The following is a 22,259-nucleotide window of genomic DNA, read 5'->3' on the forward strand; positions in this document are numbered from 1 at the left end:
TGGCTTGAACGCGGGGACAATCCGGTGTTGTCTTTATTACGCACCGTTGACATCCCCGTCACGGTGAGGGTGAGGTCAGGCAGCGTCGTTGAGCCGACGGTCCGGCCCCGCGCGAGACAGCAGTGAAGGAGAGTTACGGTGAGCGAGGCGAAAGCCCCCGAGGAGAGCATTGCGGTGCAACTGAATCTGAAGGACGGCGACTACGTCCAGGAATTCGGTTACGACGACGATGTCGACGCGGATCTGCGCGGGCGGATCGAGGACGCGATCGGCTCGGAGCTCTTCGACGAGGACGCGCAAGAGGTCGTGGACGCCGTCGTGCTGTGGTGGCGTGACGGGGACGGCGATCTGGTGGACGAGCTCGTGGACGTCCAGACCACCCTCGACGACGGCGGTGTCGTGTGGTTGCTGACGCCCAAGGCCGGCCGCCAGGACCACGTCTCTCCCGCTGACATCCAGGAAGCGGCCTCGACCGCCGGTCTGCACGTCACGAGCGCGGCACGGGTCTCCCCGGACTGGTCCGTCTCCCGCCTGACCCCCAAACGAAACTTCTGAACGCGCGCCGCGGCGCTCCCGCGAGGCAGGAAGGGCTCCCATGAGTGCCATCGGATCCACCGCGCCGGACTTCACCCTCCAGGACCGTTACGGCGAGTCCCGCTCCCTGGGCGACTACCGGGGTGCGCCGGTCGTGCTCGTGTTCTTCCCCTACGCGTTCTCGCCGATCTGCACGGACGAGCTGTGCCATCTGCAGGATCACGCGGACATGTTCGATGAGTTCGACGCCGTCGTGGTGTGCATTTCCACGGACAGCCACTTCGCATTGGACGCGTTCGCGCGGCAGGAGTCCTACGACTTCCAGATGCTCTCCGATCACTGGCCCCACGGGGACGTGGCCCGCCGCTACGGTGTCCTGGACGAGGACGCAGGGTGCGCCCAGCGCCACACCATCACCATCGACGCCTGCGGGATCATCCGTGACGTCAGCTCCGCCGACATCACCCAGGCCCGGGAATGGGATCGACTGCGGGGCGTCCTCGAGAACCTGCCCCGGTCCTGATGCCCCTGCGAGTACTGCGCGCCGGTTACGGCGCACCCGTGGACGAGAGCCTCTTCCCCGATCCCCATGCACTGAACGCCCGGGACGGTCTGCCGCGCGTTCTCGAGGTGCTACGGGGCAAGCAGATCGCGGTGCTCACGGGCGCGGGGGTGAGCACCCCGTCCGGGATCCCCGACTACCGCGGCCCGGGCGCCAAACCTCGTTCCCCCATGACGTACCAGGAGTTCATGGGCAGTGTGGCGAGTCGCCGGCACTACTGGGCCCGCAACCAGTACGGCTGGCACTTCGTGGCCCGGGCACAACCGTCCGCCGCCCACGAAGCGCTGGCCCGGCTCGAGGCCGCCGGTCTGGTGGACGGGATCATCACCCAGAACATCGACCGGCTGCACCAGAAAGCCGGCTCCGTGGCCGTGGTGGACCTGCACGGCACCTACGCGTGGGTGTTGTGCACCTCGTGCTCGTCCCGGTTCCCCCGGGAACAGGTCTCGCGCTACCTGGACGAGTTGAACCCCGGGTTCTACGACGGCATGGCCTCGGCGGACGACATCGAATACGCCCCGGACGCGGACGCCACCGTGGAGCACACCGGCGGTTTCCGTGTGTGGGACTGCCCCGTGTGCCAGGGGGTGCTGAAACCGGACGTCGTGTTCTTCGGGGAGAACGCGCCGTCGCACCGCGTGGCCCTGGCGCGGCGCATGGTCGCGCGGTCCGAGGCGCTACTCGTGGCGGGATCGTCGCTGACCGTGAACTCCGGACGCCGGTTCGTGCGGCAAGCAGACCGAGAGGGGATCCCCGTGGTGATCGTCAACCACGGCGTCACCGGAGGGGACTCGATGGCCACCGTGAAGGTGGACGCTCCCGTGGGGGAATTCCTCACCGACCTGGGCGAACACCTGACGGCTTGATCCGAATGCGTTGAGTACTTAGACTCTCGATACGAGACCCCGAGGGTCCGCGGAGGGGAAGCCGCGGTCACCTTCGGGGTCTCACCCATGTCCGGGGCGGGTCAGTACCGTCCCGAGCGCGGAGGATCTCCACGGCCCGGGACGGGCGTCCGTCACTTCACGGGGTCGATGACCGGCTTGGCGGCCTGGGCGTCCCGGCACTGCTGGGCCCACAGCGCAGCACCCACGATGCCGGCGTTGTTGCGCAGCGCGGCGATCTCTACCGGTGTCCGCAGTTCGAGGTAGGGCAGGAACTTCTCCGAGTTCTTGGACACACCGCCCCCGATCACGAACAGGGACGGGGAGAACAGGAACTCCACGTGGGAGAAGTACCGCTGCAGCCGCTTCTTGGCCCACTTCTTCCAGGGCAGCTGCTCGCGTTCCCGGGCGGCGGCCGAGGCCTTGGTCTCGGCATCGAAGCCGTCGATCTCCAGGTGACCGAGCTCGGCGTTGGGGACCAATTGGCCGTTGAGGATCATCGCGGAACCGATCCCTGTGCCCAGGGTGATCACCATGACCAGGCCTTCCTTGCCCTTGCCTGCGCCGTAGTGCGCTTCGGCGAGCCCGGCGCCGTCGGCGTCGTTGAGGGCCTCGACCTCACGGCCCAGCGTCTCGGTCATGAGGGCATCCACGTTCGTGTTGATCCACGACTTGTCCACGTTCGCCGCGGACAGCGCCACCCCGTTCTTGATGATGGCGGGGAAAACGATGCCCACGTGGCTGTCCGGGGCCGGGGCCTCGGGGCGGGACTGCAATTCGTCCACGATCTGCTTGACGACGCCGGCCACGGCTTCCGGCGTGGCGGGCTGCGGCGTGGGGATGCGGAACCGTTCACCCACGAGTTGGCCGGTGGCGAGATCCACGATCCCACCCTTGGTGCCGGTACCACCAATGTCGATTCCGATGCCACACTGCGATACGACACCCTGCGGAGTACCTGAGCTCATGAACGGTCCCTTCGGTTCACGGTGGAAACTATGCGGAGGTGGACGCGATGCAGCCCGCCTCGTCGCTCGATCTTACGGGAGGGTGAGGATCTCCACGCCGTCATCGGTCACGACCATGGTGTGTTCGAACTGCGCAGTGCGCATCTTGTCGTGGGTCGTGATGGTCCAGTCGTCGGACCACTGGTCCCACGTGATGGAACCGAGGGTCAGCATGGGTTCGATCGTGAAGATCATTCCCGGGACCATCTCGGTGGCGTAGGACGGGGCGGCGTCGTAGTGCGGGACGATCAGACCCGTGTGGAACTCGCGCCCCACGCCGTGCCCGGTGAAGTCGCGCACGACCCCGTAGTCGAAACGCTTGGCGTACTTCTCGATGACGCGCCCGATCACGTTGATCTCACGCCCGGGACGCACGGCCTTGATCCCGCGGTTCATCGCTTCGTGCGTGCGTTCCACGAGCAGGCGGGAGTCCTCGTCCACGTCACCCACCAGGAACATGGCATTGGTGTCCCCGTGCATGCCGTTCTTGTATGCGGTGACGTCCAGGTTGATGATGTCCCCGTCCTCGAGCACGGTGGAATCGGGGATGCCGTGACAGATCACCTCGTTGAGTGACGTGCAGATGGACTTGGGGAACCCGCGATACTCGAGGCACGAGGGGTATGCCCCGTGATCACACATGTACTCGTGCGCGATCCGGTCCAGTTCATCCGTGGTCACGCCGGGCTTGGCCTCCGCGCCCGCGGCCTGCAGCGCACGGGCGGCGATCCGGCCGGCCTCGCGCACCAGCTCGATCTCTTCGGGGGTGTACACGTTGGAGGCGTGACCCTCGTTCGCGTCCCGGCGTCCCACGTACTCCGGCCGCTCGATCCCGCCCGGGACGTGGCGCCGCGGGGTGAGGCTCCCGGGGCGCAGCGCGCCGCGCGGTGCGGTGGATCCGGGTGCTGGTGCGAGATTGTGCGTGGTCACGATGGGTCATTGCCTCCTGCGGCGATCGCGGGCGTGTTCGTGCTGTGAGGCGTCAAGGCGCCCCGAACACCTGGTTCAGCAACTAGCCTAATCCTTGAGTCCCGGGCCCGTTCGGCCGGGAAGGTTCGCGACCCCGCCGCGGGGCGGGTGTACGGCGCACGGCGCCGCACAGGGAGGAAGATCATGGCCGAGTACTGGTATAACCTCTACACCAAGCAGGTCGAGGAAGGCCCCAAGGACGACTACCGCAAGCTCATGGGCCCCTACGCGACCCGCGAGGAGGCCTCGCGCGCCCTCGAGCGCGCCGCGGAGAACACCAAGCGCTGGGACGACGAGGACGCCGCGTTCAAGGGTGACTGACCCTGTAGGGCCGGGCGGCGACGTCGCTCGGTCCCATTCTCGTTCGGGGCGACCCGGGCGTCACCCCCGGTAGGAGTGCTCCTCGGCCGGGAACGCACCGGAGCGGACGTCGGCCACGTAGCCGCGCACGGCGTCGTCGGCGACCTGAGCGAGCTGCGCGTACTGCTTGACGAAGCGCGGCATCTTCCCGGTGCGCAACCCCAGCATGTCCTGCCACACGAGCACCTGGCCGGTGGTCACATTCCCGGCGCCGATCCCCACCGTGGGGATCCGCAGCTCGTCCTCCACACGTGCCGCGGCGTCCGCGGACACCATTTCCAGGACGACGGCGAAGCACCCGGCGTCCTGCACGGCACGGGCGTCGCGCAGTAGCTGCTCCCCGGCCTCGCCGCGGCCCTGGATCCGGAACCCGCCCAGCGCGTGCTCGGACTGCGGGGTGAATCCGACGTGACCCATGACAGGGATCCCAGCGCGCACCACGGCGGCCACATGCTCCGCGAGCGCTTCCCCCGCCTCGATCTTCACTGCGTGCGCGCCGGACTCCTTCATGATCCGCACCGCGCTGCGCACGGCCTGAGCCGGGGACTCCTCGTACGAGCCGAAGGGCAGGTCCACGACCACGAGGCTGCGCTGTACGCCGCGCACGACCGCGGCGGAGAACGTGATCATGTGCTCGAGCGTGACCGGCAGGGTGGACTCGTGTCCGAGCACCGTGTTGCCGAGCGAATCACCCACGAGCAGGACGTCCACGCCGGCTCGGTCGAAGATCCCCGCGGTGAGCGTGTCGTAGCTCGTGAGCATGGAGAACTTCTCCCCGGCGTCCTTGGCGCGCTGCAGGTGCAGGGTCCGCACGCGGGCGATCTGGGCGAGGGATTTCTCGGCGGGGGAACCGGACGAAGGCTGCGTTTCGCTCATGGTGTCAGGGTACCGGCCGGTCGGGCCCAGGGGTTTCGGGCGGGGAGCGGCACTGGCTCGGCGACCCGATCGCCGTGCGGACCGGGGCGGGAACACGCAAGCGGACAGATGGGGGAGACGGGCGCGAGGAACGGTGCTGCGACCGATACAGTTGTGACGTGGCTCGTCCCGGGCATGGCCCCGGTGCGTGAGCCCGCAGCCGCTGTGTCACACGCCCCAGGAATCCGAGGTGGACCCATGGACCGTCAGCAAGAATTCGTTCTGCGCACCATCGAGGACCGGGACGTCCGGTTCGTCCGGTTGTGGTTCACGGACGTCGTGGGGACCCTCAAGTCCATTGCGCTGGCACCCGCTGAGGTGGAGGCCGCGTTCGAGGAGGGCCTCGGGTTCGACGGCTCCTCGATCGAGGGGCTGTCGCGGATCTTCGAGTCCGACATGCTCCTGCAACCGGATCCCTCCACGTTTCAGTTGCTGCCGTGGCGCGGGGAGGACGAGCCGACCTCCCGGATGTTCTGCGACCTGAAGACCCCGGACGGTGAGCCCTCCGCGGCGGATCCCCGCGGGGTTCTGCGCCGCGTGCTCGCCAAGGCCTCGGACATGGGCTTCACGTGCTACACCGCTCCCGAGATCGAGTTCTACCTGTTGCGCTCGCCCGAGCTGGACCCGAGCACCGGCGAACCCGTACCGGTGGACTACGAGGGGTACTTCGATCACGTCCCGGGGGGAGTGGTCCAAGACTTCCGCCGCACCGCGGTGAACATGCTCGAATCGGTGGGCATCTCCGTGGAGTTCTCGCACCACGAGGCCGGACCGGGTCAGAACGAGATCGACCTGCGCTACGCGGACGCGCTGCAGACCGCGGACAACATCATGACGTTCCGCACCGTGGTGCGCGAGGTGGCCCTGTCCCAGGGGATCTACGCGACCTTCATGCCCAAGCCGTTCTCCCGCCACCCCGGCTCGGGGATGCACACGCACTTCTCCCTGTTCGAAGGGGACACCAACGCGTTCTACGAGGCCGGGGCCGAGTTCCGGCTCTCCGAGACCGGGCGGCACTTCATCGCCGGGCTGCTGCGCCACGCCCCCGAGTTCACGTCCGTGACCAATCAGTTCGTGAACTCCTACAAGCGACTGTGGGCCGGTGACGAAGCGCCGTCGTACATGTCATGGGGCCACAACAACCGCTCGGCGCTGGTGCGTGTGCCGCTCTACAAGCCGGACAAGGTGCAGTCCTCCCGGATCGAGTACCGGGGGATCGACTCCGCGACGAACCCGTACCTGTCCTACGCCGCGCTGCTGGGGGCGGGGCTCAAGGGGATCGAGAACGAGTACGAGCTGCCGCCCGTGGAGATGGACGACGTGTTCGCCATGAGCAGCGCCGAGCGCCGCGCCGTGGGCCACCAACCCCTGCCGGGCAGCCTTCACGACGCGATCCGGCTGACCGAGGAATCGGAGTTCATGGCGGAGCTGCTGGGCGAGCAGGTCTTCGAATACTTCCTGCGCAACAAGCGCCGCGACTGGGACCAGTACCGCCAGGAGGTCTCGCCCTACGAACTGCGGACCAACCTGGGCATCCTGTAGGGGCAGACCATGACTGACACCCCGGGCACCGCCAAGGAGCGCGCGGAGAACATCTCGGCCAAGCAACTGATCTCGATCGGTTTCTCGGACGTCACGAATGCCCGGCGCTGGCTGGGGTTCCGGGAACTGGACGGCGTGGACCTGTCCGCGCTGCTCGCGGGACTGGCCCACGCGGCGTCGCCGGACGTGGCGCTGCAGCTCATCGTGCGGCTCATCGAGAACCACCCGGAGGTCGCGCGGCGAATCAATGGGGACCCCCGAGAGTCCGAGACCATGTTCCGCTTGCTGGGTGCGTCCGAGGCGCTGGGGGAGTTCCTGCTGCGCGCCCCAGAGAACCTGGACCTGCTGGACATCCCGCCCGTGGACGAGCCGAGGGCGGACCGCGCGGAGGTCTTCCGTGCGGCGCTACTCGAATCGGTGGGCGCCGATCCGCAGGCGGACACCCCGGTGGCATCGCTCACGGGACAGGACGCGCACAAGGCTTTGCGCGTGGCCTATCGCCGCGGGCTCGCGCGCGTGGCCGTCCGGGACGTCGGGGCCGTGGACCCGGTGGCCTACATGCCCGCCGTCGGCCGGCAACTCGCGGACCTCGCCGGGGCCGCCCTCGAGGCCGGCCTGGCGGTGGCGCGCGCTCACGCCGCCGAGCGCTGGGAGCCCGCCCTCGTGGAGCAGGTACGGCTCGCGGTGATCGGCATGGGCAAGTGCGGCGCCCGGGAGCTGAACTACATCTCGGACGTGGACGTGGTCTACGTCGGGGAGACCCGGGCCTCCGACGCCGGGGACACCCCGGACGAGAGCACGAGCACGGAGATCGCCACCGAGATGGCCCACACCCTCGCGCAGGCCATGATGGCCGCCGGTCCCGAGCCGGCGTTGTGGGAAGTGGACGCGAACCTACGGCCCGAGGGCAAGGACGGGCCGCTCGTGCGGACACTGGACTCCCACGTGCGCTATTACAAGCGCTGGGCCAAGTCCTGGGAGTTCCAGGCGCTGCTCAAGGCCCGGTGCGTCGCGGGCGATCAGGACCTCGGGAGGCGCTACGAGGCGGCCATCGCGCCGTTCATCTGGTCATCCGCCGAGCGCGAGGGCTTCGTGGAATCCGTCCAAGCCATGCGCCGCAGGGTCACGGAGAACATCCCTGAGGCGGACCGGGACCGGCAGATCAAGCTCGGACCCGGGGGACTGCGGGATGTCGAGTTCACGGTGCAGTTGCTACAACTCGTACACGGACGCTCGGATGAGACCGTCCGCACGCGTGCCACCACCGAATCCCTCGCGGCGCTGAGCGCGGGTGGCTACATCGGCCGCGCGGACGCCGAGGAGTTCGGACTCAACTACCGATGGCTGCGGTTGCTCGAGCACCGGATCCAGTTGTTCCGCATGCGGCGGACGCACCTGATGCCGCGCGACGAACGGGAACTGGCCGTCGTCGCCCGGTCCGTGGACGGCGCCGCCGAGCGCACGCACCCCACGGCCCAGAATCTCGTGAGCGACTGGAACGCGGCCAAGCGCTCCGTGCGCAGCATGCACGAGCGGATCTTCTACCGTCCCATGCTCGCGGCGCTCGCCAACGCGCCCGCGGACACCACCCTCACGACCGACGCCGCTCGGGACCGCCTCGCAGCACTCGGGTACCAGGACACCAAGGCCGCGATGCGACACATCGAGGCCCTCTCGCGCGGCGTGAGCCGGCGAGCCGAGATCCTGCGCACGCTGCTGCCGGTGCTGCTCGACTGGCTCGCTGAGGGCGTGGACCCGGACGCCGGTCTACTCAACCTGCGCAAGGTGTGCGAGGCCTTGGGCAACACACCCTGGTTCTTGCGATTACTGCGGGATTCCAACGCCGCGGCCGAGCGGTTGTGTCACATCCTCTCGAGTTCTCGGTACGTCTCGGACCTGCTCGAAACCTCTCCCGAGGCGACGGCGTGGTTGGGCGACGACTCGCAGCTGGCCACCCGGTCCCTGGACGAGCTCGTGTCACAGATGCGCGCGCAGGTCGCTCGGCACCACGACCCGGGCGAGGCCATCCGGGCCGTGCGCCAGATCCGGCGCCGCGAACAGTTGCGCATCGCGCTCGCGGACACGAGCGGCGTCGCCAGCGTGGAGACCACAGTGACGGGTCTTTCGGACGTGGACCAGGCCACCGTGATGGCCGCGCTGTACCTTGCCCGCACCGAGTACGCGGCGGAGCACGACGGCGCTGTCCCCGCCGAGGTGCTCGTGATCGCCATGGGGCGCCAGGGCGGGCGCGAGATCGGTTTCGGCTCGGACGCGGACGTGATGTACGCGTACGCACCCGCCCCGGACGCGGACCCCGGGGAAGCGCGCAGTGCCGCGGAAACCGTGCTCAACCGCATGGTCAAGCTCCTGAAGCAACCGTGCACGCCGCCCGTGATCGCCGAACGGGTCCTGGAGATCGACAACGACCTGCGTCCGGAAGGGCGCTCGGGCACCATGGTGCGGTCGGTGGCCTCGTACGCCGAGTACTACGAGCGCTGGGGTCAGACCTGGGAGTTCCAGGCCCTGACCCGCGCCCGGTACATGGCCGGTTCCGAGGACGTGGCCCAGGCGTTCTTCCGTGTGGTGGACCGCTTCCGGTACCCGGCCGAATTCACGGACCGTCAGCTCGTGGACATCCGGCGCATGAAGGCGCGCGTGGAGAGCGAGCGGATGCCCCGCGGGGCGGATCCCACCCGGCAGGTGAAGCTGGGCAGGGGCGGGCTCTCGGACGTGGAATGGCTCGTGCAGTTGCTGCAACTGCAGCACGCGCACGAGGTCCCCGAGCTGCGCACCACCTCCACGCTGCCCGCGCTGAACGCCGCGGTGGCCGCCGACCTCGTGGGCCCGGAGGACGCCGCCGTACTGGAGCACGCGTGGAAACTTGCCACGGACATCCGCAACGGCAACGTCCTGCGCTCCGGGCGGGCCTCCGATTCCGTGCCGTCACGCCGGGTGGACCTCGAGGCCGTGGCCCGGTGGATCGGCTACGAACCCGGTTCCGCCGCGCAGCTCGAGGAGGACTACCTGCGGATCACCCGGCAGTCCCGCTCGGTGTTCGAGCGGTTGTTCTACGGCCGCTAGTTCTGCGCCCGACCGTTCGTGCCGTCCTCGTAGGCCGCGTCCCGCGAGCCCACCTGACGCGCGACCGACAGGTGCCCGCCCAGGTAACCGCCCAGGCCGGCGGCGGACATGCCGCCCAGGGCGAGGACGCGCCCCAGCCCGTGGCGTCCGGTGCGGCGGGCCACCCACGAGGCGAGTTGCAGACCCGTGGCCAGGCCGTTGGACCCGGCGTGGATCACGGCCACACGTTTGTCCCGGTTCTGCAGCCCGTGGTACTCGGCCCATCCGGTCAGGGCAGATGGCACCGCCGAGAGGACACCCACGCCCGTGAGCACCCGCGCGGCACGGGCGGAGTCACGGCCACCCATGAGGTCGAGCACGAGCGCGCTCATCCACGTGCCCATGGGCACCTCGATGAGCAGCGGGTGCAGCGCGTGGCCCACCTGCTTGCCCTGCAGGAGGTCGCGAACGGTCGGATTCCCGGCCACCGCGGTGGCCACGGAATCGGCCGAGCTCACCAAGGGGTCCAGGGCACTGCTGCCCTCGACCGTTTTCATCAGGGGAGTCAGGGGGCTCTCGGCATTCGAGGCGGGGGAGTGGGTGGACTCGTTCATGGTCGGTCCTCTCAGATGTGGGATGTCCCGCCATCCTCGCACCCCGCGGCGAGGAATGCACCCGCCCCTCGGGGTGTCCCGGTCCTGCGTGGAGTGGGCCAGTCAGCCCGGCGCTGCCTGTTGTGGTAGACCCGCCCGCTTCAACTGAGCAAAAGTAACCCGGGGCGCCCCTGGGCTGCTTTTGCTCCACGGGATTTTCGGTGGAACGGGCCTGGTGAGTGGTGCCCCAGGAGGGAGTCGAACCCCCGACCAAGAGATTAGAAGGCTCCTGCTCTATCCACTGAGCTACTGAGGCGGGTCGCCGAAGCGACGACTCAGTTTAGCAACGCCTCCGAGCCGCTCGCGCACGTGAGTTGCTCCGCCACCCCGTGCGGTCCGGGCTGCACAGATGGCCGACGTCGCCCGGCCGGGCATCGGGCTCTCCACACCTCCTTGAACGGACCGCCGACGCCGCGTCCCACGCGTCACGCTGGGCTCACCCCGATGCGGGGTTCACCCCTCACCCGCCGGCCTTCGGGCCGTGGGTGACCGAATGAAGGAGCACCCCATGAGCGAACACGTGACACTGCGCGGATTCGTGGGCAAGGACCCGCAGTCGCACCTCTTCGACGACGGCACGATGGCCGCCCGCTTCCGCCTGGCCACCACGTCCCGCCGTTTCGACGCCGCCACCCAGACGTGGCACGACTCCGGCACCAACTGGTACTCGATCCGGTGCTTCCGCGCCCTGGCCATGCACGTCATGGCGAGCGTGCACTGCGGTCAACCCGTGGTGGTCACCGGCAAGCTCAGCATCAACGAGTGGCAGTCGGATTCCGGCCCGCGCACGATCGTGCAGGTGGATGCGGCGGCCGTGGGTCATGACCTGAGCTTCGGCACGGCCAACTTTGCCCGCTCGGGCGGGCGGAATCCGGGGGCCGGTACGGCAAGTGCCGCGCCGGGTGACGGACAGGGGTCTGACGACATCGGCATGGACGGCGCCGGGGAGGACTCGAACGAGAACGCCGGGACCGCCGGGCACGATCGGTACCGCTCCGCTCGGTCGATGGGACTGTCCGACGAGGGGTTCGTGGATCTCACCTCCGGGGCGGTGATCGCGGTGGGGGAGCAGGACCACACGTTCGACGGCCTGACCCCGGCCGCTCCCGACGCCAGTGCCGCGGTCGGGGGCACCCTGGGTGACACGGAGGGGATGGACGAGGACGCCGAAGACGAGCCCCGTGACGGCGCCGACCGGACGCGTGAAACCTCCGACCTGGAGGGGGCGACCACGGGTGGCTGACTAGTAGGGGGCAGGCGGTGTCGTCGCACCAGGGAGCGATTCCGGAACGGGGACCGCACGGCCGGGGGACCGCGGCGCGGCGACGCCGGGAGGTGAGGGAACGACGTCGCTCCGTGGCTCGCGCGGGTGCGGCGGCGCGGTAGCCTGGAGGGTATGGCGGAATTTATCTACACCATGAACAAAGCCCGCAAGAAAGTGGGCGACAAGGTCATCCTCGATGACGTCACCATGTCGTTCTTCCCCGGCGCCAAGATCGGCGTGGTGGGGCCGAACGGCGCAGGTAAGTCGACGATTCTGAAGATCATGGCGGGGCTGGACCAGCCCTCCAACGGCGAGGCGCGCCTGAGCCCCGGCTACTCCGTGGGCATCCTTTTGCAGGAACCCCCGTTGAACGAGGACAAGACCGTCCTGGGTAACGTGGAGGAGGGCGTCGGCGAGATCAAGGCCAAGCTCGACCGCTTCAACGAGATCTCCGCCGAGATGGCCGAGCCGGACGCCGACTTCGACGCCCTGATGGAAGAGATGGGCAAGCTGCAGGAAGAGATTGACGCCGCCAACGCGTGGGATCTCGACTCCCAGCTCGAGCAGGCCATGGACGCGCTGCGGTGCCCGCCGCCGGACGCGGATGTGAAGGTGCTCTCCGGTGGTGAGCGCCGTCGTGTGGCGCTGTGCAAGCTGCTGCTCGAGAAGCCGGACCTGTTGCTGCTGGACGAACCCACCAACCACCTGGACGCCGAGTCCGTGCTGTGGCTCGAGCAGCACCTGGCCTCCTACCCCGGTGCGGTGCTGGCCGTGACCCACGACCGGTACTTCCTGGACCACGTGGCCGAATGGATTTGCGAGGTGGACCGCGGCCGCCTCTACCCCTACGAGGGCAACTACTCCACGTACCTGGACACCAAGGCCAAGCGTATGGAGATCCAGGGCAAGAAGGACGCCAAGCAGGCCAAGCGTCTCAAGGACGAACTCGAATGGGTCCGTTCCAACGCCAAGGGCCGCCAGACCAAGTCCAAGTCCCGTCTGGCGCGTTACGAGGAGATGGCGGCCGAGGCCGAAAAGACCCGGAAGCTGGACTTCGAGGAGATCCAGATCCCGCCGGGGCCCCGCCTGGGCAACCAGGTCATCGAGGCCAGCAACCTCAAGAAGGGCTTCGGGGACCGCTCCCTGATCGACGGGCTCTCGTTCTCGCTGCCGCGCAACGGCATCGTGGGCGTGATCGGTCCCAACGGCGTGGGCAAGTCCACCCTGTTCAAGACCATCGTGGGTCTCGAACCGCTCGACGGCGGCGAGCTGAAGATCGGCGATTCCGTGCAGATCTCCTACGTGGACCAGAACCGCGAGAACCTGGACCCGGAGAAGACCCTATGGGAGGTCGTCTCGGACGGGCTGGACTACATCAACGTGGGCAAGGTCGAGATGCCCTCGCGCGCGTACGTGTCCGCGTTCGGCTTCAAGGGCCCGGATCAGCAGAAGAAGGCCGGCGTGCTCTCCGGTGGTGAGCGCAACCGCTTGAACCTCGCGCTGACCCTGAAGCAGGGCGGCAATTTGTTGCTGCTGGACGAGCCCACCAATGACCTCGACGTGGAGACCCTCGGCTCCCTGGAGAACGCCCTGCTCGAGTTCCCCGGTTGCGCCGTGGTCGTCTCCCACGACCGGTGGTTCCTGGACCGCGTGGCCACCCACATCCTCGCGTGGGAGGGCACCGAGGAGAACCCCGACCGCTGGTACTGGTTCGAGGGCAACTTCGACGCGTACGAGGAGAACAAGGTGGAGCGCCTCGGCGCCGACGCCGCTCGGCCCAAGCGCCTCACGCACCGTCGTCTCACGCGCGACTGACATTCGCGCCACCGCGGGTCCTGTGCCCGCACCGGCCCGGCGCCCCCGGCCACCGCACACGCGGTGACCGGGGGCGGCGTCGGTTCGGGAGCGGGCCGGACCGCGGTGTCCGTGGACCGCTCTGCCCCGGGTGAAACCCATGAAGCCAGGCTCGTGCGACCGCCCGGTCAGCCCACAAGGATGCGGCGGCTCGCAACGTCAGTCCCCGAATCGACCGCCGGTCGTGCTCAGCGGGACTCGATGAGCCCGTCAAGGCGAAGGAACGCCAACTGCCCGGTCTTCCCCGGTAACCGGATGGTCGGGCCGAGCTCGAAACCCGTGGCGATGAGTCGGGCCACGGCCCGGTCGTTGGACACATCCGGTTCCGCCACGATTCGTCGGGTGCCGCAGCGTGCGAGTTGCGCGATGATGAGGCGCCCGAGTGCCGCGGTGAGTCCCGGGCGGCGGGTGCGCACGGGCGCCAGCAGGACATGCACCCCCAGGTCCCCGGGTTCCACCCGATACGTCGCGCCCACCGGATCGGCGTGGGGTTCGTAGCTCTGGAAGATGCCCATGGGGGTGCCGTCGAGTTCCAGGAGCCACGCATGATGCGTGGGCGAGGCATCCAGGTACTCGTACACCTCGCGCACCCGCTCGCGGGTCCACCCCGTCATGCCCCAGAAGCGGGCTCGCGGCGCACGGACCCATTCGTGGATCACGGCCGTGTCCTGCCCCGGCTCCACGGGCCTCAGCGTCACGCGCGGGCCCGGCGCGGACTGATCTGGTAGCGGTGGCAGCGCGCCCAGGTCGATGGATCCACCGGACGAGCTGGCCGAGCCGGCCGGACCGGTCGGACCCATCGCGCCGGACCTCCCCACGGAACCAGCCGGAACCCACGGCAGAGCGTGATCCATCTCCCCGCGCGACCACCGGTACAGCGGCGGTTCCGTGCACTCGCCCCGGGCCACGGGGTCGGGTGTGATCCACCATGACGCCGCGGGGTCGGCCAGATCCCAGAGCACCCGCGCGGCGGGGACACGCACGCACGCGGGTCCCGTGCCCGGTAGTGTCCCCGCCGCGAGCAGGCAGTCCGCGTCCCCGCCCACGGGAACGGGGTCCGCCGCGGTCAGGGCCGGGTCACTGCGCCACGGGGTGTACACATGCAGTGCGCCCCACGGCGGGAGCGCCGTACCCGGGTGCTCGTGGGCGACCCGTTCGAGGGCCGTCCTGGCGCACCAGCGGACGTCCACTCCCAGGTCAGGGCCGTGACGCACGATGTTCTCCACCGCGAGTCCCACTCGTCCGGGCCCGTGCAGGAACGGGTCCCACACGGTCGGCATGCCTGTGGGTCCCGAGAGCACCGATAGCGGGGTGGTCCGCATGAGCTCGTGAACGAATGCGTCCCGCCACACGGCGAACAACGACGCTGTCCAGGACCCCGCCGCCATCGACCCGTCCCAGTCGAGCAGCGCCGCACGGACGGAGTCAGCCGCCTCCGCCGATGCATTCGTCGTTCGGGACTCCCCCTTCCGTTGCGATGCCGCACCGGCCGCCGACGGGTCATCCGCAGGTCTCGACGGCGCACCCACAGGTCTCGACGCCACGTCCGGCTCCGGCGCCGTCCGCACCGGCCCCGTGGAACCCACCCGCGCCACGGTGGCGACCGGGTCCGACACGGCGGTCGGAGACGCGTCCGCGAACAGCTCCCTCAACAGCGGGGGCCAGTGCGGAGCGGCGGTGTCCAGCTGGGCCGCCAACAGGTCCTCATGACGCACGGCACCGTGTTCGGCCACGGCGGCGTCGAGCAGGTGCGTTGCCCGCCGGGCCCGGTGCGGGGGCGCGCACGCGAGCCGCGCGGCCGAAGCGCAGGGGTCCGAGGGGCGCTGATTGGCGCGCACGGTGATCCCGTGCAGCGGTCGGGACGGTTCGGCGGCCCCCAGGAACGACCCCGTGACCGTGTGCCGGCATGAGCCGTCGCGGTCCGCGGCCACCACGTCGTTGCACGGCACGGCCCACCCGGACACCGCCTCCATGACGTTGCCCGCCGTGCGCGCCGAGAGCAGCTCACGACATGCCGAGAACGCCCGCGCAGGGTCCGCCGTGGGCGCGGGGAACACTACGGTGACGGTGGCCGCGGTGCCGGGCACGGCGGCGTCGAGCACTGCTTCCGCCGCGGGAGTGCCCGGCAGCACGAACCCCGCCGCGCACGAGCGGAGCAAACAGGCCCGTTCGACGCTGCCGCGCGCCCGCAGCACCACCGAGCGGTGCTCGAGCCGTTCACCCGTGGTCGCGACGTACCACGCGCCGTCACGGTTCTCGACAGCTAGGTCCGCGATGTGTTCCGTCGTCGTCATGGCGGCCGTAATGGCCCACGCGGCGCTTTCGGTGCGCCCGAAGTGCGGGACCCCTGGCAACCCCACGAGCGCGAGACCCCGCACCCGGACGTCCGGCGTGGAGAGGCACACGGGCTGATAGGGCCCCGATTCCTCCACGACGCGGTGCGGGTCCGCCGCGAGCAGCGGTGCGCCGCTCGCGGACAGCTCGCCCGGAATGAGCCACGCATTGGATCCGGCCGCCGCGGGGGATTCGGCATCGAGCACGGGGACCCAGGCGTCGCCGAGTTCGCGCCGCACGCGGCGTCGCCACAGCTGCTCGGGGAGACTCCCCGTGAGCAGGTGCGCATCGAGGTGCACGGCCATCGGGGTCCAGGGGTCCCACGGCCGCACGGTCCGCTCGGTGAGACCGAGCTCGCGCACCTCGGGGGTCCCGGGCCAGGTCTCGGCCAGTGCCTCGCTGATCCCGCGCGCGTACGCGGCGAAGAACTCCCGGTCCTGCGCCGACGCCGCGTCCCACCACCGTCTGGCCGTGCCGGGGACATCCGCGGCCAGGGTGAGGTGATCGCCGTCGAGCCCGTCCGGTCCCACGAGCTCCGCCGAGCGCCCCTCGGCGCGGTGACGCAGCACCTCCACATGCCAGGCCCTGTCCACACCGGTCACGTAGCCGTGGCCGTGTGCCAGCGCGGTGAGATCGTCCGCCTGCACGTGGGGCACACCGAAGGGATCGCGCCACAACCGCCAGCCGGGACCGGACCGTTCAGGGCCGGGCCGCCCGGCATCAGACTGCTCAGAACCGGTCCGCGCGGGGGCAGAGAGCATGACACTCCGTGACCCGCGAGAGGCACGCCCCGGCTCAGCACCGTCGGTGCGCGCTCCCGCGGATCCGCCGCCGGAACACCGTGCGCTCACGACGCGGGGCCCGCATCAGGGGAGCGGAATGCGGCCAGCGGATTGGTCAACCGACCGGCGTAGGTCAGGGACGCCGACTGGTCGGCCAGATCCACCATGCGCTGCGGGTTGCGCAGTTGCAGCCGGTTCAGGCACGAGTGGGCGAAGGTCTCCCGGAACAGGTCCAGCTCGCGCCAGTGTTCGGGGAAGCGCTCGCGGTGCTCGTCCAGGACCTTGGCCCCGAGCGCCCAGAACTCCTGTTCGGGGAGCACACCGGAGGTGTGCAGGAGCACCGCGAGGTGCCGCAGGACGCCGTCGACCACGTCCGTGTGGATGGACAGCTCCCGCTGCTCCGGCTCCACCACGGAACGGATGCGTTCGATTCCCTCGGGCAGGGGCCGGTCGCTGAGCACCGCGACTTCCTCCCCGATGTCCTTCCAGAACGCACCGACCGGGAACCCGTCGCGCAGGCGCAGGATCACGTTTTCGCTGTGGGGCATGAGCGCGATGTCCTGGGACAGCAAGAGGTGCGCGACCGGGACCAGGTACACGTCGAGCAGGGCGCGCACCCAGTCCCTCGCGGTGACTCCCGAGCGCTCGATCCACGCTTCCGCGAGGGGCCGCCCGGCGCAGTCCCGGTGCAATACCCCGGCCAGGCTGGCGGCGTGCTCCCCGGGCTCAAGCATCGGCACCGGGGACTCACGCCACAGCGCAGCCAACTGTTTGGTGTGGTCGGAGGCCACACCGCTGCGGTGGTGGGCGTCCCCGGTGTAACCCACCGCGGCGTGCTCGCGCAGCACTCGGATCCCGCGTGAGCGCAGGAACGGATCCTCCCGGGTGATCCCGTGCAGCCAGTCGCTCACGGCGGGCATCGTGCGCATGTAGGCGGGGGAGAGCCCGCGCAGGAACCCCATGCTGTGCACCCCGAGCGCGGTCTTGGCGTAATCCCGCGCCGGGTCGCTCACGTCCAGGAACGTGCGCACGGACTGTTGCGCGCGCCACTCGTGCTCACTGCGGCCCACCAGGATCAGGTGGTGCCGCAGCACGTCCGGGAGCATCCCGGGCAGGATGCGGTGCTCCCACTGCCACGGGTGCACCGGGAGGAACGTGTACTCGTCCGGGTCCTCGCCGGCCTCGGTCACCGCCGCGCGGAAACGGTCGCGCTCACCGGCGGTGAGGTGCCGGTCCTCATGGTCGCGTTCGTTCACGTGCTGCCCCAGGGACACGGTGCACAGACTGCGGCGCGCGGCGAGCCACGTCAACCGGGCGGGGTATGCCGCCTCGGGAGCCCATGACGTCTGTTCGGACGCACCCATGCCCACCCGGCCCGAGCTCGCGACGAATCCGGGGTGTCCCCGGTCCAGGAAACGTTCCACCTCGGCGAGGTCCGCGGTCGCCAGTTCCGCGGCGGTCGGTGCGGGTACGGCACGACGACGCGCCATCGAGTACATGGTTGCGGACAGGTCCTCGAGGTACAGCGGGAGCATCTCGTCGGTGAGTCCCAGGACGTCCTTGAGGTCCAGCACGGCCTGCTGGGCGTCCGGTTCCTCGCCGGCGTCCCCGGGGATGATGCGCCGCACCGAAGCGGGGTCCACCTCCCAGTGCTCGAGCGGGTGCCGGGTGGCCTCGAAGTACCAACTCGGGCGCCCGGCGGCGTTGGCCACGGTCCAACCGTCGCCGTGCGGGGCGGGATGCAGCAGCCGTTCGTGACTGAACTCGGAGAACATCTTGGCGAGCACGTCCCGCTGCAGTCGCCGTGCGGCCCGGCGGTCCAGCCCGGGCTCGGGCGTCGGGGCGACGTCCCGCTGTTCATCGGGGATGCGGGTTTCGACGACGGCGCTCATCGGGTCACCTCCGCGCGCTCGGCCACGGAGGCTTCCGTGTCCGCGGTCCGTTTGTGGTCCTGCGGTCCGTCCCCGCGGACGACGACGCTCACGGACGCGGTCTTCTCCGCCAGGTGGCACTCGCCCACCTCACGGAACCCGGCCCAGCGGTTGATCGCGCGGATCCGCTCGTTGCGGACGTCGGGTTCCACGAGAACGCGCTGCACCGCGGGGTCCGACCACAGCAGGTTCAGCGCCGCCGCCATCACGGCTCGCGTGGTCCCCGGAACCGGACGGGACGTGGGGGCCACGAACAGGTGCAGACCGGCGTCGCCGTCGCGGACCGGCCACACCGCGGCCAGGGGGCTGCGGGCGGGGTCGTACGTCTCGAGCAGCGCGAGCGGGCGGTCGTGTTCGCTGACGATCCAGGCGTCCTCTCCGTCCGCCGCGGTCATCCTGTGGTACTCCCGGGAAATCGTCTGCTCGTCCGCGCCCACGAGTCCCCACGCGTGCGCACGCGGGGAACTCAACCACGCGTGCAACAGCGCCGCGTCCCCGTCCGGATCCACCGGCCGCAGCGTGAACGCGCGCCCGAGAGCGCGGGTCTCGAACGCGCCGTCGGGCCCCACGGCGGGGGCGACATGACGCTGGGGGACGTGACCGAAACTCTGGAACGTCGTGTGGTCCTCGGTGATGTACGGTGTGCGGCCCGTGACGTGCGCGAGCACGTGCGCGTTGCGCAGCGGTCCCATCCCCAGGTCGGGTGCCGTGAGCGCATGCGTGTGCTCGCCGTGGTTGAGTACGTGCACGGTCCCGTCCGGGCTGGCCCGGTGGTACCGGTCGGGGCTGAGACGCCCTGAGGCGTCGAGCGAGAGCTGACCCCGGACCGGTGCGAGCCAGTCCGGGGCCGCGGACCGGTAGCCCGTGGCCGCGACGACGGCATCGGTCACGGTCTCGCGCACGTGGTGGTTCTCCGAATTGCGCCAGCGCAGGACGGTGCGCCCGGCCTCGTGCCACGCGTCCACGAGTTCGGTGGCCGCGACGAGGCGCACGGGCGGCGCGTCCGGGTCGTTGCGGCGCACGTACAGGGCCTCGTGGATCGCGTCGATCGTCGCGTCCGAGATGCCGCGGTGCAACTGGGGTTGGGACGCGTTGAGCCGGTCCCGCTCGGCCTCCGGGAGGGACCGGAAGTGGTCGAGGTAGTCGGGCGACGTCAGTTCGAGGCTGAGCTTGGAGTACTCCATGGGGTAGAACCGTGGTGAACGGGTGAACCAGTCCACGGCCGGCCCGCCCGGGGTGTGCAGCAGGTCCAGGAACACCTCCGCGGCCGACTGCCCCGAGCCGATCACGGTCACGTGCTCCTCACTCACCAGGGTCTCCCGGCGGGACAGGTACTCACTCGCGTGCACCGTGGTGTCCGGGACGCCGGACAGTTCGCCCGGCGTGCGGGGGACCGTCCCCGTGCCCACGACCAGGTGGCGCGCCCACCACGAGTGCTCGACGCCGCGGGCGCGGGCCGTGACGCGCCACGGACCCTCACCCGTCGGGCGGGTGACCTGGGTGACCCGGTGTCCCCAGTACACCCCGCGGACTCGCTGCGCGGCCCACCGGCAGTAGGCGTTGTAGTCCCGCCGCAGCGGGAAGAAGGACTCACGGACGTAGAACGGGTACAACTCGCCGGTCTCCTTGAGCCACTGCAGGAACGAGAACCGCGAGGTGGGATCCGCCATGGTCACGAGGTCCGCGAGGAACGGGACCTGCAGCGTGGCGTCGTCGAACAGCAACCCGGGATGCCAGTTGAAACCGGGGGCCGCGTCCAGGAAGGCGGCGCGGACGTCCGGCAGAGGGTCGGTGAGGCATGCGAGTCCGAGTCCGAACGGGCCCACCCCCACGCACAGCAGGTCCAGGGGGGCGTCCGGGGTGCCACGCTGAACGGTGCCCGGGGCGTCAGTGGGAGTCGACGTGGCGTCCGACGGCGTCGATCCCTGGTCCGCGGGCCTGGAGTCGTCGTGTGCCGGTTCGGTTCCGTGCCGACGGTCGGGGTGGGATGCGGTCGTGCGGGGGGTCATGCGCGGGCCTTTCCGGTGCGATCGTGGGCGGTGAGGGACAGGGCGGTCTCGTGGATGAGGTCCAGGACCTCCCGGACGTCGTCGAGGGTCGTCTGCGGGTTGAGCAGGGTGAATTTCAGGCAGGGACGCCCGGCCACCTCGGTCTCCGCCACGGTGGCGCGGCCGGTGTCCCACACCGCGCGGCGGATCGGGCGCACCCAGCGGTCCGCGGTCTCATCGACCGCGTCCGGGCCGTTCCCCGTGGTGGAGGAGGCGTGCGCCGTGGAAGAGGCATGCGCGGCAAGCGGGGCCCCCGCGGCGTCGTCGTTCCCCGCATCCGGAGGTGTCCAGCGGAACAGCACGGTGCTCAGGGACGGGTCGCACACGAGCTCGAAGCGCGGGTCCGAGCGCAGCTCGTGGGCCACACGCGCCGCGAGGTCGATGACGGCGTCGAACATCGCGCCGATCGCGTCCGGGCCCATCGTGCGCAGCGTGACCCACAGCTTGAGCGCCTCGAAGCGGCGCGTGGTCTGCAGGGAGCGGTCCACCTGATTGGGCTCGGGGGTGTCCGCCGGGTTGAGGTACGCGGCGTGATGCGCGCAGTGGCGCAGCGTGTGGCCGTCCCGCACGATCACGGCGGAGCACCCGATGGGCTGGAACCACGCCTTGTGGAAGTCCACGGTTACGGAGTCAGCGCGGTCGATCCCGGCGAGCCGGTCGCGGCGCGTGGGGGAGACCAGCAGCGCGCCGCCGTAGGCCGCGTCCACGTGGAACCAGACCCCGTGCTGCGCACACACCTGCGCGACGTCCTCGAGCGGGTCGATCGCGCCGCGGTCCGTGGTGCCCGCGGTGGCCACCACGGCCATGGGGATCAGCGACTGGGTCGCGAGGTCCGCCAGCACTCGACGCAGCGTCGGCACGGACAGTGCCCCCGCGGCGTCGACCGGGACCGGGACCACGCAGTCGTCGTCGAGTCCCAGGATCCGGGCGGCCGTGCTGACCGAGAAGTGGCTCTCCGCGCTCGCGAGGATGCGCAACGACGCCGCTCGCACCGGCCGCGGGGCCGCGTGCGGGGTGCGCGCGGAGCGTTCGAGGCATTCGTCGCGGGCGAGCATGAGCGCCTGCAGGTTGGAGGTCGTCCCGCCCGGGGTGAACATGCCGTCCGCGGCGGCGGGGAAGCCGATACGCCGCGCCGTCCACGTCAGCAGCGAACGTTCCATCACGGTCGCCGCCTTGGACTGGTCCCACGTGTCCATCGAGACGTTGACGGTGGCGGCCAGGGTCTCCGCGGCGACCGCGGGCACCGCCACCGGGCAATTGAGGTGCGCGAGCGTCCGGGGGTGATGGAACCACACCGCGTGGCGCAACCACGTACGGTCGAGCTCGTCCACCGCGGCGCCGAAGTCGTGCAGCGGGGTGTCCAGGTCGATCCGCGACAGTGCCCGGTCGATCTCGTCGTGGCTCGCGGGTTCGTGGGGTTGTCGCGCGCCGGCCAGGCGCGCCGCACCGGCGGCCGCGGCTGCGGTGACATCGCGCATGAGGTCCGTGACGGTGTCCGCGTGGAGCAGGGATGAACTCATGGAACGGTTCGGCTTTCGTTCGGGGGCACTCGGATGCAAT

Annotated in this window: 16 protein-coding genes and 1 tRNA gene; 8 read left to right on the forward strand and 9 right to left on the reverse strand. The window is 70.0% G+C overall.

From position 1 onward, the window contains the following. The first annotated feature begins 138 nt into the window (after nucleotides 1-138). The 3 genes from ACW9PK_RS11480 to ACW9PK_RS11490 are packed head-to-tail and all read left to right on the forward strand — an operon-like array spanning nucleotide 139 to nucleotide 1,962. The gene (locus ACW9PK_RS11480; RefSeq protein ID WP_457015935.1) at nucleotides 139-555 is read left to right on the forward strand and encodes a DUF3052 domain-containing protein; all 417 of its coding nucleotides are present in this window, start codon (nucleotides 139-141) and stop codon (nucleotides 553-555) included. Nucleotides 556-595: 40 nt separating this feature from the next. Then, the gene (locus ACW9PK_RS11485) at nucleotides 596-1,057 is read left to right on the forward strand and encodes a redoxin domain-containing protein (protein WP_457015936.1); all 462 of its coding nucleotides are present in this window, start codon (nucleotides 596-598) and stop codon (nucleotides 1,055-1,057) included. Next, the gene (locus ACW9PK_RS11490; protein ID WP_144930811.1) at nucleotides 1,057-1,962 is read left to right on the forward strand and encodes a Sir2 family NAD-dependent protein deacetylase; all 906 of its coding nucleotides are present in this window, start codon (nucleotides 1,057-1,059) and stop codon (nucleotides 1,960-1,962) included. The genes ACW9PK_RS11485 and ACW9PK_RS11490 overlap by 1 nt, the downstream gene beginning before the upstream one ends. A gap of 152 nt (nucleotides 1,963-2,114) precedes the next feature. Here the strand turns inward: ACW9PK_RS11490 and ppgK are convergent, their stop codons facing one another. Beyond that, nucleotides 2,115-2,948 (reverse strand): polyphosphate--glucose phosphotransferase, encoded by an 834-nt coding sequence (gene ppgK, locus ACW9PK_RS11495; protein ID WP_064847240.1) that lies wholly within the window; start codon nucleotides 2,946-2,948, stop codon nucleotides 2,115-2,117. Nucleotides 2,949-3,020: 72 nt separating this feature from the next. Beyond that, a complete protein-coding gene (gene map / locus ACW9PK_RS11500; protein ID WP_270256322.1) occupies nucleotides 3,021-3,917 on the reverse strand; it encodes a type I methionyl aminopeptidase in 897 nt (298 codons plus the stop codon). A 183-nt stretch (nucleotides 3,918-4,100) separates the two neighbouring features. Here map and ACW9PK_RS11505 point away from each other — a divergent pair, with 183 nt between their 5' ends. Then, nucleotides 4,101-4,277 carry an SPOR domain-containing protein gene (locus tag ACW9PK_RS11505; RefSeq protein ID WP_121544375.1) on the forward strand — a complete coding sequence of 59 codons (177 nt, stop codon included), beginning with the start codon at nucleotides 4,101-4,103 and terminating at the stop codon, nucleotides 4,275-4,277. Between the two features lie 60 nt (nucleotides 4,278-4,337). On the opposite strand, the gene panB is transcribed toward ACW9PK_RS11505, so the two are convergent. Beyond that, a complete protein-coding gene (panB, locus tag ACW9PK_RS11510) occupies nucleotides 4,338-5,192 on the reverse strand; it encodes a 3-methyl-2-oxobutanoate hydroxymethyltransferase (protein WP_457015938.1) in 855 nt (284 codons plus the stop codon). A gap of 237 nt (nucleotides 5,193-5,429) precedes the next feature. Here panB and ACW9PK_RS11515 point away from each other — a divergent pair, with 237 nt between their 5' ends. Both ACW9PK_RS11515 and ACW9PK_RS11520 read left to right on the forward strand, forming a co-directional pair. Next, nucleotides 5,430-6,773 carry a glutamine synthetase family protein gene (locus tag ACW9PK_RS11515; RefSeq protein ID WP_312919047.1) on the forward strand — a complete coding sequence of 448 codons (1,344 nt, stop codon included), beginning with the start codon at nucleotides 5,430-5,432 and terminating at the stop codon, nucleotides 6,771-6,773. Between the two features lie 9 nt (nucleotides 6,774-6,782). Then, on the forward strand, nucleotides 6,783-9,854 hold the full coding sequence (locus ACW9PK_RS11520; RefSeq protein ID WP_457015940.1) for a bifunctional [glutamine synthetase] adenylyltransferase/[glutamine synthetase]-adenylyl-L-tyrosine phosphorylase: 3,072 nt from the start codon (nucleotides 6,783-6,785) through the stop codon (nucleotides 9,852-9,854). Here the strand turns inward: ACW9PK_RS11520 and ACW9PK_RS11525 are convergent. After that, the gene (locus ACW9PK_RS11525) at nucleotides 9,851-10,447 is read right to left on the reverse strand and encodes a DUF2231 domain-containing protein (RefSeq protein WP_457015942.1); all 597 of its coding nucleotides are present in this window, start codon (nucleotides 10,445-10,447) and stop codon (nucleotides 9,851-9,853) included. The two genes, ACW9PK_RS11520 and ACW9PK_RS11525, sit on opposite strands and share 4 nt — an antisense overlap. A 219-nt stretch (nucleotides 10,448-10,666) precedes the next feature. Further along, a tRNA-Arg gene (locus ACW9PK_RS11530) sits at nucleotides 10,667-10,742 on the reverse strand. 252 nt (nucleotides 10,743-10,994) lie between these two features. On the opposite strand from ACW9PK_RS11530, the gene ACW9PK_RS11535 reads away from it, so the two are divergent. After that, nucleotides 10,995-11,729: a single-stranded DNA-binding protein gene (locus ACW9PK_RS11535; RefSeq protein ID WP_144930824.1), complete on the forward strand. Its 735-nt coding sequence runs from the start codon at nucleotides 10,995-10,997 to the stop codon at nucleotides 11,727-11,729. 153 nt (nucleotides 11,730-11,882) lie between these two features. Further along, a complete protein-coding gene (gene ettA, locus ACW9PK_RS11540; RefSeq protein WP_035962235.1) occupies nucleotides 11,883-13,565 on the forward strand; it encodes an energy-dependent translational throttle protein EttA in 1,683 nt (560 codons plus the stop codon). A gap of 227 nt (nucleotides 13,566-13,792) precedes the next feature. Here the strand turns inward: ettA and ACW9PK_RS11545 are convergent, their stop codons facing one another. The 4 genes from ACW9PK_RS11545 to ACW9PK_RS11560 form a co-directional block, all read right to left on the reverse strand. Beyond that, entirely contained in the window at nucleotides 13,793-16,699 is a 2,907-nt protein-coding gene (locus ACW9PK_RS11545) for a GNAT family N-acetyltransferase (protein ID WP_457015943.1), read from the reverse strand. An 86-nt stretch (nucleotides 16,700-16,785) separates the two neighbouring features. Beyond that, complete coding sequence (locus tag ACW9PK_RS11550) at nucleotides 16,786-18,612, reverse strand: IucA/IucC family protein (RefSeq protein WP_457015944.1); 1,827 nt, start codon at nucleotides 18,610-18,612, stop codon at nucleotides 16,786-16,788. Beyond that, on the reverse strand, nucleotides 18,609-20,660 hold the full coding sequence (locus tag ACW9PK_RS11555; RefSeq protein ID WP_457015945.1) for a GNAT family N-acetyltransferase: 2,052 nt from the start codon (nucleotides 20,658-20,660) through the stop codon (nucleotides 18,609-18,611). The genes ACW9PK_RS11550 and ACW9PK_RS11555 overlap by 4 nt, the downstream gene beginning before the upstream one ends. Next, nucleotides 20,657-22,219, reverse strand: coding sequence for a pyridoxal phosphate-dependent decarboxylase family protein (locus ACW9PK_RS11560; RefSeq protein ID WP_457015947.1), 1,563 nt, complete (start codon nucleotides 22,217-22,219; stop codon nucleotides 20,657-20,659). The genes ACW9PK_RS11555 and ACW9PK_RS11560 overlap by 4 nt, the downstream gene beginning before the upstream one ends. Nucleotides 22,220-22,259 lie beyond the last annotated feature (40 nt).

This window comes from Kocuria sp. MNB10 (genome assembly GCF_054073685.1).